Here is a 15058-nt window from a genome sequence, read left to right as displayed (position 1 = left end):
GCGGCTGGCCTGGGAGTCTCGCGTGATCGGCGGTCCGAGCCCAATCGCGGGCGTTCACGCGAGTTCGTCCGTGCGGGCGGCGCCGGCGAACTGTGAGTTGTAGAGATTGGCGTAGGCCCCACCAGTTCTCAGCAACTCGTCGTGCGAACCCTGCTCGACGATGTTCCCGTTCTCCATGACGAGGATGATGTCGGCGCCACGGATCGTCGACAATCGGTGGGCGATCACGAAGCTCGTGCGGTGCTCGCGCACCGAGTTCATGGCCTCCTGGATCAGCACTTCGGTTCGGGTATCGACCGAGCTCGTCGCCTCGTCGAGGATCAGGATCGTCGGGTCGTTCAGGAATGCCCGTGCGATCGTGAGCAGCTGCTTCTCACCCTGGCTGATGTTGTCGCCGTTCTCGGCGATGACGGTGTCGTAGCCGTCGGGCAGGTGGCGCACGAAGCGATCCACGTACGTGACCCGCGCCGCCTCCATGATCTCGTCCTCGGTGGCGTCGGGGTTGCCGTAGGCGAGGTTGTCGCGGATGGTGCCCTCGAACAACCACGTGTCCTGGAGCACCATCCCCACCTGCGAGCGCAACTCGTCGCGACTCAGGTCGGCGATGTCGCGACCGTCGAGCAGAATGCGACCGCCGTCGATCTCGTAGAACCGCATGATGAGGTTCACGAGCGTCGTCTTGCCCGCGCCCGTAGGCCCCACGATCGCCACGGTCTGACCCGGTTCGGCGACGACGGACAGCTTCTCGATGAGCGGCACACCGGGGAGGTACGAGAACGCGACGTCCTCGAACACCACGCGGCCCCCCACTGGGGTGGCCAGCGGAGCCGAACCGGGGTCGGGTGACTGCTCGTCGGCATCGAGCACCTCGATCACCCGCTCGAGCGACGCGATGCCGGACTGGAAGACCGTCGCCATCGACGCCAGCTGACTCATCGGCTGGGAGAACTGTCGGGCGTACTGGATGAGCGCCTGCATGTCGCCCACGGTGATGGCACCACTGGTGATGCGCAGGCCGCCGATCACGGCGATCATCACGTACTGCACGTTGCCGACGAACATCATCATCGGCTGGATCAGGCTCGACATGAACTGGGCGCCGAGGCTCGCGTCGTGCAGTCGATCGTTGTGCTCCCGGAACGTCGCCGCCACTTCTTCACGACGCCCGAAAGCGGCGACGACCTCATGGCCGGTGAACACCTCTTCCACCTGGCCGTTGAGGTTGCCGGTGTGGGCCCACTGCTGCATGAACCGGGGGCGGGCCCGCGCGGCGATCATCTTCATCGCCCACAGCGACACCGGCACGGTGATCAGCGCGACCAAGGTCATGAGCGGTGAGATGATCAGCATCATCACGACGACGCCGATGAGCGTCAGCACCGACGTGAGGATCATCGCCATCGTCTGTTGCAGACTCTGCGCGAGATTGTCGATGTCGTTGGTGACCCGGCTGAGGAAGTCGCCGCGGGCCTGGGCGTCGAGATACGCCAGCGGCAGGCGGTTGAGCTTGGTCTCGACCATCTCCCGCAGCGAGTGCATGGCGCGTTGCACGACGCCGGCGAGCAGGTAGCCCTGGCCGTAGGACAGCACCCAGCTGGCGAGATAGATCGCGACGATGAACTCCAGCGACGAGTGGAGGTCGTCGAAGTCGATGCCCTCCGGGCTCCGCAGCCCGTCGACGATCACGTCGGTGGCCTGGCCCAGCAGTCGGGGGCCGAGGACCACCAGGGACACGCTGGTGATCGCCAGCACGGCGACCACGATGATCCGGAGGCGTTCGGGCGCCAGAATCCGCCAGAGCCGCCGCAACGAGGCCCCGAAGTTCTCGCTCCGCTCCGTCGGCATCGCCACCGACGAACCCCAACCGCGGGTGCGCTCGGACGCGGTGCCCGCGTTGGACATGATCTCCCGGTCCTCGTCGCTGGTGCGCTTGGACTCGTCGTCGCCCATGTTCATGCGGGGGCCTCCTGACGACGCTGCGACTCGACGATCTCGGCGTAGGTCGGGCAGTCCTTCAGCAACGACTCGTGGGTGCCGATCCCGGCCACTTCACCCGACTCGAGCACGATGATCCGATCGGCGTCGACGATCGTCGAGATGCGCTGGGCGACGATGACGACGGTCGCGTCCCGCGTGGTCGCGGTGAGCGCGGCCCGCAGTCGGGCGGCCGTGACCACGTCGAGTGCGGAGAACGAATCGTCGAACACGTAGATCTCGGGCTGCACGATCAGCGCCCGGGCGATGGCGAGGCGTTGCCGCTGGCCCCCTGAGAGGTTGGCCGCGCCCTGCTGCACCGGTGCGTCGAGTCCGAGTGCCGTGGCCCTCACGAACTCCGCCGCCTGGGCGGTCTCGAGCGCCGTCCACATCTCCTCCTCGGTGGCGTCGGGTCGGGCGAAGCGCAGGTTCGAGGCGACCGTGCCCGAGAAGAGAAACGGTCGCTGCGGCACGAGCGCGACGGTCGCGGCCAACAGATCGGCGTCGACCTCGGCCACGTTCTCGCCATTGATCCGGATCGTGCCGGCCGTCGGGTCGAACAGGCGCGGGATCAACCCGACGAGGGTGGACTTTCCCGCACCGGTACTGCCGATGATCGCAGTGGTCTGGCCGGCGGCGGCGCGGAAGCTCACGTCACGGAGCACCGGTTGTGCGGCACCGAAGTACCGGAACTCCACCCTGTCGAGTTCCAGCGTCGCTCGTTCGGTGAACTCCGTGACCGGCGTCGCCGCCGGGGCGAGCGACGGCGTCACTCCGAGCGTCTCCACGATGCGATCGGCAGCCACTGCGGCACGGGGGATCATGGACAACATGAAGGTCGCCATCACCACGGCCATCAGGATCTGAACGAGATAGCTCAGGTAGGCCACGAGCGAGCCGAGTTCCATCGTGCCCGCGTTGATGCGGTCCGCTCCGACCCAGAGCACCGCGATGCTCGCGAGATTGATGGTGAGAATGACCGTCGGGAACATGCCCGCCTGGAGCCGACCGGCACGCAGTGACGCGTCGGTGAGGTCGGCGTTGGCCTCTTCGAAGCGCGCCTCCTCCCGACGTTCGCGAACGAAGGCGCGCACGACGCGCACACCGGTGATCTGTTCGCGCAGGACGAGGTTCACCCGGTCGATGTGGGCCTGCATGCGTTGGAACGCCGGCACCATCCGGACGACGAGCGAGCCGAGCGCGATCACCGCTGCCGGCATGCTCACGACCAGCACCGGGGAGAGTCCGGGCTCCTCGCGCACGGCCATGATCACGCCCACGACCATCGTCATCGGTGCTGCGATCATCATGGTGCACAGGAGCACGACCAGCATCTGGACCTGCTGGACGTCGTTGGTGATGCGGGTGATGAGCGTCGGCGCGCCGAAGTGGCCGATCTCACGGGCCGAGAACGAGGTCACCTTGTCGAACAGATCGCGACGAATGTCGCGGCCGAAGGCCATGGCGGCTTTCGCGCCGAACCAGATCGCCCCGATCGAGAAGACGATCTGGGCGATCGAAAAGCCGATCATGACCAGGCCGGTGCGGCGGATGAAGTCGTTGTCGCCGACCAGTACGCCCTCGTCGATGATCGCGGCGTTGAGCGTCGGCAACACCAGCGCGGCCGTCGTCTGGATCGCCTGGAGAACGACGACGACCAGCATCGTGCGGCGATACGGACCGAGATGCGACCGCAGCAGCCGCAGCAGACTCACCATGGAATGACCGCCGCAACCGACTCGACAACGTCGTGCACCGACCCTCCTTCCTCAGTGGCCGGTTGTCACGTTGGCCCGGATGTCACGCGAAGGCCAACTTTCGGCTGCATGCCGACGGGACCGAGGGTTACGGGGCATGCTGCATGGATGCTCGTAGACGCCGTCTGGTACCGCGACGGAGTGGGAACGAGGACCTCGAGCCTCGAGGAGGCCGTGCGAGAATCGCGGCGCAAAGGGGGGTTCGTCTGGTCCGGTCTCCACGACCCCGAAGCCAAGGAGATCGAAGAACTCGTCTCCGTGTTCGGACTCCATCCCCTGGCCGTCGAGGACATGACCAAGGGTCGCCAACGACCGAAGGTCGAGCGCTACGACGACTGGCTGTTCGTGGTGTTGAAGACCGCCCGCTACCTCGACGTCCCCGAGAAGGTCGACTTCGGCGAGATCCAGATCCTTTGCGACCCGCACTCCATCATCGTCATCCGTCGGGGCGACCCGCTGCCGCTGGCGGGGCTCCGGCGCCGACTCGAGGCCGACGAGGACGCACTCGGCCGCGGACCTGTCGAGGTGCTCCACGCGGTGATCGATCGGGTCGTCGATTCGTACCAACGGGTGATGACCGGCCTCGATGACGACGTGAGCGAGGTCGAGCTCGACGTGTTCGCCGAACGCGAGCGCGGGGGCGAACAGCTGGTGGAACGCATCTACTTCCTCCAGCGCGAAGTGCTCGAGGTCCATCGCTCGCTCAACCCGCTCATCGCCGCGCTGCCGACATTGCGGGCCGACCGCATCGTCACCGCCGGCGACGACTGGCCCGCCTACTTCCGCGACGTCCACGACCACCTGCTGCGCCAGGCCGACCAGCTCCAGACGATCCGGGAACTGATCTCGGCCGCATTGACGGCCCACACCGCCCAGGTGGGGCTGCGCCAGAACGACGACATGCGTCGCATCTCGGCCTGGGTCGCCATCGCCGCGGTGCCCACGATGATCGCCGGCATCTACGGCATGAACTTCGAGAACATGCCGGAACTCGGCTGGACCCTCGGCTACCCCGTTGCGCTGGCCATCATGCTGGTCGTCTGCCTGGGCATGTATCGCGCCTTTCGCCGCAGCGGCTGGCTCTGACATCGCCGCCTGCGTCGAGGACGCGGTCGCCGGTCGTCCGCTGTCGTCCACCGATCCGGCCTGCGCGGCGCGTCGGATCGGCGGCTACGTTGCCGGCATGCGTCGCCAGCTCGTCTCCCTCGTTCTCCTCGTCATCCTCGCGCTCGTAGCCTCGTCCTGCGGCGACGACGGCGACACGGCGTCGACGGACGCCCCGACGACCACCGCGGGCGACACCACCACGACTGCGGCCGAGACCACCACGACCACTGCGGCACCGGACCCGCTGACCATCCTCATCACCAACGACGACGGCGTGGCGGCCGAGGGCATCGACGCGCTGGTCGAGATGCTGCGCACCGTCGACGGCGTCGAGATCGTCGTCGTCGCCCCCGACGGCAACCGCAGCGGGAGTTCCGATTCGACCACCGACGACGGTTCGGTCACCGCGGCCGAGGCGACGACCCTGAGCGGGTTCCCCGCGATCGCGGTCAGCGGCTTCCCGGCCGATGCCGTGATCCACGCGCTCGACGTGGTGGGCATCGTGCCCGATCTCGTGATCAGCGGGATCAACGACGGTGCCAACATCGGACCGTTCACCGATTTGTCGGGCACCGTCGGCGCCGCCCGCACCGCGGCCCGCGCCGGCTACCCGGCGCTTGCCGCGAGCCAAGGCCTCGGCGAGCCCGCCGACTTCGAGACCGGCGCGTCACTGGTCGAGGCGTGGCTCGCCGACCACATCGACGAGCTGCGAGCCGGCACCGACCCCTTCGTCGACAGCATCAACATCCCCACCTGTGTGGAGGGCGAGGTACGCGGTGTCGTCGAGGTGCCGGTGGCGACGGACTTCGCCGACCGCGACCCGCTCTCGTCCGACTGCACCAGCGACGCCACCGAGCCCGTCGACGACGTCGGTGCCGTGACCGTCGGCTTCGCGAGCCTGGCCGAACTCACCTACTGAGACCGAGCCTCACAGTCGCTGCAGGGCGCTGCGGATCCGCTTCTCGCTCACCTTGCCCCGGGCCCCCAACTGCTGGGCGAAGGTGGCCACGCGGAACTCCTCGAGCTGCCAGTTGAGGTCCTCGAGTTCGAGCGAGGGCGACAACCGTTCGGTGAAGGTCTCGAAGTCTCGTTCGAGCGCATGGACAGTCGACATGAGTCGTCGATCCTGCGTCACCCGGTCCGGGACCTTGTCCAGCCGGACGCGGATGCCCTCGAGGTAGCGGGCGACGTCGGCAAGCCGCCCCGCACCCACCCCCGACAGATGGTGTGGGTAGACGAGTCGATCGAGCTGGGCCTGCATGTCGAGGTGGGCGGGATGCAGCGCAGAGGCCACCGGCGCGGCGAGATCGCGACGGAGCCCGGCCGCGAGGCGAAGGATTCTGATCGCATCGGTGCCGATCTCTCGCACCGCGTCGGGCAGGGCGGCGCGCACGTCGGCCGCGAGCGCAACGAACGCCGACTCGGTCCACACCGGACCTCCGGCCCGGCCCAACAGCTCGGAGAAGATGCAGTCGGCGGCGTCGTTCACCCACGCCAGCTTCGAACCATGCGGGCTCGACGCCAGTGCCAGTGTGGCCTCGTTGTCGAAGAGGTCGTTGAGCATCCGGGCCGAGCCGCCGACATTGAGGCGCAGGAGGCGGGTCGTCCCCGACCACATCGCTTCGTACTGACGGTCGAGGTCGGCCGTGAGTTCGACCCCGACGGTGTCGCCCTCGTCCACCAGGGCGGGAAACGCATCGACCTCGAGGCCCGCAGCGTGAGTGCGCACCCGTTGCGGGAGATCGCCGAACACCCATGTGGTCGCACCCGAGCGCGCGAGCTCGTGCGCTCCCTCGGACAGGACCTCGCGAACCTCGCCGGCCAGGCGAGCGCGGATGGCCACGAGGTCGCGACCCTGGGCCAGCACCTCACCGGCGTCGTTCGTCACGCGATAGAGCGGACGGAGATGGTCGGGCAGTCGGTCGATCACCAAGGCGTCGGGCGGGAGCGGCTCACCCGACCTCTCCCGGAGCAGGCGGCGGAGCTCCTCGATCAGATCCCCGCCACGGTCGGTGAGCGCCGGCAGGATCTGGTCGACCGTGTCGGGGATGGGGACGAACCCGCGCCGAATGTCCTTGGGCATCGAGCGCAGCAGCGCGGTCACGAGCTCGTGCCGCAGACCGGGCACATTCCAGTCGAAGGCAGCAGCATCGACGCGGTCGAGAAGTGCCACGGGCACGTTGACCGTCACCCCGTCGACTGGCGACGCCGCGTCGAACTCGTACGCCAGATCGAACGACACCTCACCGAGCTCCCAGGTCTCGGGAAAGCCGTTGTCGTCATCGATCTGATCGGTGTCGAAGATCTCGTCGAGGCTCAGGTCGAGGAGATCGGGGTCGCGTTGACGGCGCGTGTTCCACCACTTGTCGAAGTCGGCGCCCGAGGTGACCTTCGGACCGATTCGTTCGTCGTAGAACGCGAACAGGACCTCGTACTCGACGAACAGATCGCGCCGCTGCCGGGCTCCGAGCTGCCGCACTTCCTCCAGCACTCCTTCGTTCTGGGCGAAGAACGCATGATGGGTCTGCCAGTTGCCCTCGATGAGCGCGTGGTGGATGAAGAGCTCACGGGCGACCGCCGGATCGACGCGCCGATAGTGCACCCGCCGCCCGGCCACCAACGGCACGCCGTAGAGCGTGGCCCGCTCGATGGTCATGGCCGAGCCCTTCTCGGCATCCCACTCCGGTTCGTCGTAGGTGCGTTTGATGACATGATCGCCGGCCCGCTCGGCCCACTCCGGATTGATCCGAGCAACGCTGTGGGCCCAGAGCCGGTTCGTCTCCACGAGCTCCCCGGCCATCACCCACGCCGGCGGCTTCTTCCCGAGCGCTGAGCTGCGACTGATGACGAAGCGAGCGTTGCGGCCGCCGGTGTACTCGTTGCTGTTGGCGTCCTTCAGCCCGACGTGCGAGAGCAGCCCGGTGAGCAGCGCCTGATGCACGGTGTCGGGATGAGCCGGTTCTTCGTTGACGGTCCAACGCTCCGAACGAGCCGTGCGTTCGAGCTGACGGACGATGTCCCACCATTCACGGATGCGGTTGTGGTTGAGGAACTCCTGCTTGCACATGCGCCGGAAGCTGCTCCCCGACCGTGCCTCGCGTTCGGCCTCGAGATACGTCCAGAGGTTGAGCCAGGCCAGGAAGTCCGACCCCGATTCGTTGAAACGAGCGTGGTGTTGACTCGCCTCCTCTCGCTTGTCGCTCGGCCGCTCGCGGGGGTCCTGCACCGACATCGCCGCGGTGATGATCATCACCTCGCGCAGGCAGCCGGCGTCGGCGCCGGCCACGACCATGCGGCCGAAGCGAGGATCGATCGGCAACCGGGCGAGCGTGCGGCCGATCGGCGTCAACCATTTGCGACTGCCCTCGCGATCGGGGTCGACCGCGTCGAGTTCTTCGAGCAGTGCGATGCCGTCGCGGATGTTGCGGAGTTCGGGGGGTTCGACGAACGGAAACGTCTCGATGTCACCGAGCCCGAGCGATGCCATCTGGAGTATCACCGATGCCAGGTTCGTGCGGGTGATCTCGGGCTCGGTGAACTCGGGACGGTTGTCGAAGTCGTCCTCGGAATAGAGGCGGATGGCGATACCCGGCGCCACCCGGCCGCACCGACCGGAGCGCTGGTTGGCGCTGGCCTGTGACACTTCTTCGATGGGAAGGCGTTGCACCTTGGTTCGGCTGCTGTAGCGGCTGATCCGGGCGGTGCCGGGATCGACGACGTAGCGGATGCCGGGCACGGTGAGGGAGGTCTCGGCAACATTCGTCGCCACGACGATGCGCCGCTGGTCCCGCCGAGAGCGATCGAACACCCGATGTTGCTCGGCGGCCGAGAGGCGTCCGTAGAGCGGCACCACCTCGGTGTTGCGGAGCCGTGCGTCGCCCAAGGCTTCGCTCGCCTCGCGTATCTCGCGCTCACCACTGCAGAACACGAGCACGTCGCCGGATCCCTCGCGTTCGAGTTCGTTCACCGCCTCGACGATCGCCTCGGCCTGGGTGAGCGCCTCACCGGAGTCCTCGTCCTCGGGCGGTCGATACCGGATCTCGACGGGGTAGGTCCGCCCCGAGACCTCGATGATCGGCGCGTCGTCGAAGTGCTCCGAGAAGCGTTGCGTGTCGATCGTCGCCGAGGTGATGATCACCTTCAGATCGGGACGCGTTGGCAGAAGCCGACGCAGGTAGCCGAGCAAGAAGTCGATGTTCAGGCTTCGTTCGTGCGCCTCGTCGACGATGATCGTGCTGTACGCCGACAGTCGCCGGTCGCGCTGCATCTCGGCCAGCAGGATTCCGTCGGTCATCGCCTTGATCGCGGTCTTCTTCGAGACCTTGTCGGTGAAGCGCACCTTGTAGCCCACGACGCCACCGACCTCGTCGCCGAGCTCCTCCGCCACCCGCTCGGCGATCGACCTGGCCGCGATTCGCCGGGGCTGCGTGTGGCCGATCCAACCCTCCTCGTGGAGTCCCAGCTCCACACATATCTTCGGGAGCTGGGTGCTCTTGCCGGACCCCGTTTCGCCGGCCACGACGACCACCTGATGATCCCGGATCGCCGTCAGCAGCTCGTCGCGCCGCTCGGTGATCGGCAGATCGTCGGGATACGTCACGGCGATCTGCGCCGGTCGGGAGTCGGCCGAATCCATCCGTGCAGTATGCAGTGGTGCCGGGGCGTGACCGCGAGCGGACTACGAGCCGACGGAGACCGTTCCGCCTCGGCTTCCGGATCGGTCGTACCAGACGAGCTCGGCCTCGCTGCCGGGGACGAACGGGAAGGCCCACGCCTTCACGCCGTCGAGCGTCTCGGCACCGGTGGGGAGCACGGCGAACGACTCCCCCTCTGCAGCCGACGACTCGATCATGAAGACCTCGGGAGCGGCCACACCGACGAGAACGGCGGCGCCGCCGTCGCCGAGCACGCCGGAGCGGATCGGCGTCTGTTCGGTGGGAGCGGTCAGGCACACCTCTCCCTCCTGGGTGTCGGAGGCGAGGCAGACGTCGCCGTCTGCTGCTTCGGCCATCACCTCGAACGGTGCACCGCCTCCCTCGTAGCGGGCGACGATCCCGGGGGCTGCGTCGCTTCCGGTGAGTTCGATGGTCGAGACCATGGCGTCGAGCACGCGCTGATGGGTCTCGTGGTCGCCGCCGGTGATGTCGATGGTGTCGAGGAAGAGCGTCCCCGGTCCGTCATCGATGCCACGCGCCATGTCGACGATGTAGCGGGTGACGGCGGTGCCGTCCTCGTGCAGTTGGCCGCCGCTGGTCACACCGGAGAGGCGTACCGCTTGGTGACCATCGACCACGGTCACCGCTCGGGTTCCGTCGACCGTCGACTCGCCCGTGGTCACATCACCGAAGGCCACCTGATCGACGTAGGCGGTGATCGCAGCCACGCGTGCATCGGTGCCGTCGGGGACCTCGAACGGACCGGGATCGAACTGGGAGCACAGCGGGACGACCGACCCGTCGTTCACGACCCAGTCCTCGGGGTACGACACCGCGTAGCCCTCGGGGCTCTCGCACCGTTCGGCGTTCTCGAGCAGGTCCGCCACCCCGGCCGAGGTGGTCGGGGGCTGTGACGAACTCGATGTCGGCGCCATGGTCGTCGTGGTCGTCGTCGTGGTCGTGGTCGTTTCCTGGGTGGTCGTCGTCGACTCCTGCGACGGATCCGGCTCCGGTGTCGATGCGTCGCCGTCGCCATCGTCACCGCAACTCGCCGTCAGGGACAGAATCGGAACCAGCAGCAGGGCTCCCACGATCTGTCGCCGAGAGGACCACCCGGAGCGGGCGGCGCGTGCGGGTTCCGTTGGTGCGGTGGTCATGGTCAGGCTCCGTGGGACGCGTACGACAGAGGTGCTACCTCGCGCCGAGGCCCCTCAAACGACCGTCCGCGTGGGCAGGCGATCGACGATCGACGCGACGATCAGGCCGACCACGAGTCCGACGACGGCGGAGATCCCCGTGTTCACGAGCCACTCGAGGACGCCGCTCACGGCGCCGGTGTCGTGGACGGCCTCTTCGGCGTGGTGGACCTGCTCGTAGGGCCAGTGCCATCCGAGCTCGTCGGTACCCACGAGGAGAATGTGACCGCCCACCCACAGCATCGCCGCCGTCCCCACCACGGAGAGACCGGTGAGCAGCTTCGGCATGCCCGACACGAGTCCACGGCCGATGCGCTGCGAGCCCTCGGACTCGCGCTGCGCCAGCATGAGGCCGATGTCGTCCATCTTCACGATGAGCGCCACGACGCCGTAGACGATCACCGTGATGAAGATCGCCACGACCACGAGGATCGCTGCACGCGCGAAGAACCCTTCGTCGATGACCTCCTTGAGTGAGATCACCATGATCTCCGCCGACAGGATGAAGTCGGTGCGGACGGCCCCACTGATGGTCGCCTGCTCGGCTTCGGGCCCCTTCAGCGTCGCGGGGACGTCGTGGTCGTGATCGTCACCCTTGCGGGCGTGGAGGATCTTGTGGGCGCCCTCGAAACAGAGGAATGTGCCGCCGGCCATGAGGATGATCTCGACGAGGGTGGGCGCCACCTCGCTCAACAGGAGCGCAGCGGGGAGGATGAAGAGCAGCTTGTTGCGGATCGAGCCTGTGGCGATGCGGCGGATGATCGGGAGCTCGCGGTCGGCAGCCAGGCCTCGCACGTAGGCAGGCGTGACCGCCGTGTCGTCGACCACCACCCCGGCGGCCTTCATGCTCGCCCGACCGGCGGCCGCGCCGACGTCGTCGATCGAGGCGGCGGCGAGCTTGGCCAGCGCAGCGACGTCGTCGAGCAGCCCGACCAGTCCACCAGCCATGACAACTCCCTTTTCCGACGCCGAGTCCCGAACGACAGCGCAGGCTAGTGGCTGCCTGGCAGACTCGGGTCATGCTGACGACCGGCCAACGCGCCCCTGGCTTCGCGCTGCCGGACCAGAACGAGCAGATCGTCGAACTCGCCGACCTCATCGGTTCGTGGGTGCTGTTGTGGTGGTATCCGAAGGCGGCAACCCCCGGTTGAACGGTGGAAGGACAGGCGCTGCGTGACAGCGCCGACCGTTTCGACCGGCTCGGGGTGAGGATCCTCGGCGCGTCCTTCGACAGCCCGGCCGAGAACCGGGCGTTCGCCGAAGCCCAGGGCTTTCCGTTCCTACTGCTGAGCGACACCGAACGTGCCGTCGGCCGCGCCTATCACGTGGCCCGTGGCCCCGGCGACAAGTTCGCCGGATTCCCCCGGCGTCACAGCTACCTCATCGATCCCGCCGGCCTCATCCACCGCGGCTACGACGTCACCGATGTCGAGCACCACGCCGACGAGGTCCTCGCCGATGTCGAGCAGGCCGAGGGCCACCGGTGACTGCCTCCGTCCCCTACACGACGACCTCCGACGCCTCGCCCCGCGACGCCGGGGGCGACGCGGCGCGACTCCAGGAGCGGGTCTCCACCGTCACCCGCGGCGCAGCTCGGGCCGCCGTGCTGGGCGTCAACGACGGGCTGGTCACCAACGTCTGCCTGATCCTGGCCGTCGCCGGCGCGAGTTCCGGGGCCGACGAGGTCCGCATCGCCGGGCTGGCCAGCCTGATCGCCGGTGCCTTCTCGATGGCCGCCGGCGAGTGGATCTCGGTGCGAAGTCAGGTCGAGTTGTTCGAGGGCATCACCGGCGAACTCAACCTGCTGGCCCAGCGCAACCCGCGACTCCTGCTCGCCGAGCTCACCACCAAGCTCGAGGACACCGGCCTGGCGACCGACACAGCACAGCGGGTGGCCACCGAACTGCCGTTGGAGGGTGACCGCTTCGTCGAGTTCACCGCCCGCACCGTTTTCGGGTTCGACCCCGGCGAGGTGGGTTCGCCGGCCGTCGCTGCCGTCTCGTCGTTCGGCCTGTTCACGGCAGGCGCCATCGTCCCGCTCGCCCCGTGGTTCGTCACGAGCGGCACCGCCGCGATCACGATCTCGGTGGTCGGCACCGCGCTGGCCAGCCTCGTTGTGGGCGGGTGGGTCAGCCGATCGGCCGACCGTCCGGTCAGCCAGGGCGCGCTCCGTCAGCTGGCCATCGTGATCGTGGCCTCGATCGTCACCTACGGCATCGGGTCACTCTTCGGCACCGTCATCGGCTGACCGGGCCGACGCGCGCTCCGAGGCCAGGTGTCCGACTCTCCGGCCGCCGGTCCAGTCCTCGGACTTCGGCGCGTCGCTGGTGCCGCCGAGGATGTTGAGCTGGGGCATCTCGCGCAGGGACCGCTTCATCTCCGCGAAACCGGGAAAGGCAGCCAGTGTGGTCACTGCGTTCCACAGTGGCACCGCCTCATCATCGGATGGCACCCGGGAGATCACCGGACCGAAGAACGACAGACCGTCCGGGGGCTGGAACGTGATGATCGGGGTACCGACGTCTCGACCGGTCCGGCTGAGTGCGAGCTCGGTCTCGGCGTCGAGCATGGCGTCCCACGCCGTGTCGTCGAGTGCGTCGGCGAATCGGGAGGGCAGTCCGGCTGCCTCGAGCACGGCGACGACATGTTCGGTGGTGCTGAGCCGGCCGGCGACGTCGGAGCCCTTTGGCGCGTCCCAGTAGCTCTCGCCGTAGGCGGTCACGAGGGCATCCAACGGTTCACGGCCGAGCTCGTGCCGCACGGCCGCGGCCACTCGCAGCATCCGGAGGCCGGCCGTGTGACCCTGCTCGTACTCCGGCGGGAACTCGGTGGCGTAGTCCTTGTCCTTGTTCAACAGCCGCAGGGAGATGAACCGCCAGTCGACCGAGAAGTCGCTCTGCGCCGCGACCTTCGCCACCCAGCGAGACGTGACCCAGGCGAAGGGGCATACGGGATCCCAGAAGAACTCGATGTCGTAGCCGGGTTCCGACGGGGGTGCTTCGGTCGGGATGGTCAGTGGGTCGGTCATGTGGGGATCACTCTTTCGTCCGAGGGGTACGCAGGGTGGACGATCAGAGCAACGCCGCCGAGCACCCAGAACTTCCCGCCGCGCTCCAGCCTTCGGTCGTTGGTTCTTGACAGGCGTGCCGACCGGCCACACCCTTGCGCCAACGAAACCAGAGGATTCCGCCCGTTGAAGTTCTCGTTGATCTACGAAGCCCAGACCGCGAACCCCACCCGCGAGGGCGATCATCAGGTGTTTGCCGAGGTACTCGAACAGGCGCTGCTGGCCGAGGAACTGGGCTTCGACACGATCTGGGCCGTCGAGCACACCGCCCTCAGCATGTACGCCCACATGTCGGCGCCCGAGACCTTCCTCGCCTACCTGGCCGGCGCCACCACCCGTATCGGCATCGGCCACGGGGTGATCTGTCTCCCGCCGAAGATGAACCATCCGGTGAAGGTGGCCGAACGCTGCGCCACGCTGGACATCCTGTCGGGCGGCCGTCTCCATGTGGGCTTCGGCAAGGGCGGCACCGAGCAGGAGGCGGGAACCTTCGGCTACGCGAAGGCCGACCTGCCCCCGATGATCGACGAGGCGATGCGCCTCGTCCCCCGCCTGTGGGTCGAGGACATCGTCGAGCACCACGGCGAATTCATCGACCTGCCGCCGCGGCCGATCCATCCCAAGCCGCTACAGGACCCCCATCCACCGCTGTACCAGGCGTGCACACAGACATCGACGTTGGCCGACGCCGGCGGTCGCGGCATCGGTGCCCTGGTGCTCGGCTTCGGCGGTCCCGAACAGGTGGCCGAGAAGAATGCCGTCTATCGAGAGGCGTTCCGGAACAGAGACCTCGCGCAACAGGTCGGACTCCGACCGACCGAGCACCTCGCCGCGCTCTGTCCGACCGTGGTTCTCGACGACGGCCAGGAGGCACGACGCCTCGGCATCCGTGGCCAGCGTTTCTTCATGGAGTCGATCGGGCACTGGAGCAGCGCGGGGGCGACACCGCTCCCGGACCCCGACTCGTGGGATGCCGAGCTCGGCTCGGATGGATCCGGCCCCGCGGGAGTCGTCGAGGCGTCCGTCGGCTCGGAGAAGGTGACGCTGGATCTGTCGGACCCGGCGATGGCACTGCACAACGCGAACCACGGCTACGGCACCGTGGAGGACTGCATCGGCTACGTGACCCGCCTCGTCGAGGCCGGCGCCGACGAGATCCTCTTCCTGTGCCAGATGGGCACCATCCCTCAGGCGGCGCAGATCGAGACGCTGCACCACCTGGGCGAGGAGGTGCTGCCGTACTTCCGCGAGGGCCGCGGTCGCGCGCTGGTCGACGCGCAGGTCGCCGCCCGCTGAGGTACG

11 protein-coding genes are annotated in these 15058 nt (G+C 67.8%); 5 read left to right on the top strand and 6 right to left on the bottom strand.

Annotated features, from left to right (window positions below):
• Window positions 1-54: 54 nt before the first annotated feature.
• Window positions 55-1956, bottom strand: a complete 1902-nt coding sequence (locus RIB98_14045) for an ABC transporter ATP-binding protein (protein ID MEQ8842099.1) — start codon at window positions 1954-1956, stop codon at window positions 55-57.
• On the bottom strand, window positions 1953-3692 hold the full coding sequence (locus RIB98_14040; protein MEQ8842098.1) for an ABC transporter ATP-binding protein: 1740 nt from the start codon (window positions 3690-3692) through the stop codon (window positions 1953-1955). Before RIB98_14040 ends, RIB98_14045 begins: the two co-directional genes overlap by 4 nt.
• A 147-nt stretch (window positions 3693-3839) precedes the next feature.
• Between RIB98_14040 and RIB98_14035 the strand changes: the two genes are divergently transcribed.
• Both RIB98_14035 and RIB98_14030 read left to right on the top strand, forming a co-directional pair.
• Window positions 3840-4817, top strand: coding sequence for a magnesium and cobalt transport protein CorA (locus RIB98_14035; protein MEQ8842097.1), 978 nt, complete (start codon window positions 3840-3842; stop codon window positions 4815-4817).
• 97 nt (window positions 4818-4914) lie between these two features.
• The gene (locus RIB98_14030; GenBank protein MEQ8842096.1) at window positions 4915-5757 is read left to right on the top strand and encodes a 5'/3'-nucleotidase SurE; all 843 of its coding nucleotides are present in this window, start codon (window positions 4915-4917) and stop codon (window positions 5755-5757) included.
• A gap of 9 nt (window positions 5758-5766) precedes the next feature.
• On the opposite strand, the gene hrpA is transcribed toward RIB98_14030, so the two are convergent.
• Genes hrpA through RIB98_14015 form a run of 3 tightly spaced genes read right to left on the bottom strand, consistent with a single transcriptional unit; the run spans window position 5767 to window position 11637 of the window.
• Complete coding sequence (gene hrpA / locus RIB98_14025) at window positions 5767-9474, bottom strand: ATP-dependent RNA helicase HrpA (GenBank protein ID MEQ8842095.1); 3708 nt, start codon at window positions 9472-9474, stop codon at window positions 5767-5769.
• A gap of 42 nt (window positions 9475-9516) precedes the next feature.
• A complete protein-coding gene (locus RIB98_14020; protein ID MEQ8842094.1) occupies window positions 9517-10650 on the bottom strand; it encodes a hypothetical protein in 1134 nt (377 codons plus the stop codon).
• Between the two features lie 54 nt (window positions 10651-10704).
• Entirely contained in the window at window positions 10705-11637 is a 933-nt protein-coding gene (locus RIB98_14015) for a DUF808 domain-containing protein (GenBank protein ID MEQ8842093.1), read from the bottom strand.
• Between the two features lie 71 nt (window positions 11638-11708).
• Between RIB98_14015 and RIB98_14010 the strand changes: the two genes are divergently transcribed.
• Together RIB98_14010 and RIB98_14005 are read left to right on the top strand one after the other, a co-directional pair.
• Window positions 11709-12176, top strand: a complete 468-nt coding sequence (locus RIB98_14010) for a peroxiredoxin (protein MEQ8842092.1) — start codon at window positions 11709-11711, stop codon at window positions 12174-12176.
• Window positions 12173-12937, top strand: a complete 765-nt coding sequence (locus RIB98_14005) for a VIT1/CCC1 transporter family protein (protein ID MEQ8842091.1) — start codon at window positions 12173-12175, stop codon at window positions 12935-12937. Before RIB98_14010 ends, RIB98_14005 begins: the two co-directional genes overlap by 4 nt.
• Here RIB98_14005 and RIB98_14000 read toward each other — a convergent pair.
• On the bottom strand, window positions 12911-13717 hold the full coding sequence (locus RIB98_14000) for a hypothetical protein (GenBank protein MEQ8842090.1): 807 nt from the start codon (window positions 13715-13717) through the stop codon (window positions 12911-12913). The genes RIB98_14005 and RIB98_14000 overlap by 27 nt on opposite strands.
• A gap of 165 nt (window positions 13718-13882) precedes the next feature.
• On the opposite strand from RIB98_14000, the gene RIB98_13995 reads away from it, so the two are divergent.
• On the top strand, window positions 13883-15052 hold the full coding sequence (locus RIB98_13995) for an LLM class flavin-dependent oxidoreductase (GenBank protein ID MEQ8842089.1): 1170 nt from the start codon (window positions 13883-13885) through the stop codon (window positions 15050-15052).
• The last annotated feature ends 6 nt before the right edge of the window (window positions 15053-15058 follow it).

It is taken from the genome of Acidimicrobiales bacterium, from assembly GCA_040219515.1.
Lineage (GTDB): Bacteria > Actinomycetota > Acidimicrobiia > Acidimicrobiales > Aldehydirespiratoraceae > JAJRXC01.
This window is presented reverse-complemented; position numbering and strand designations above follow the sequence as displayed.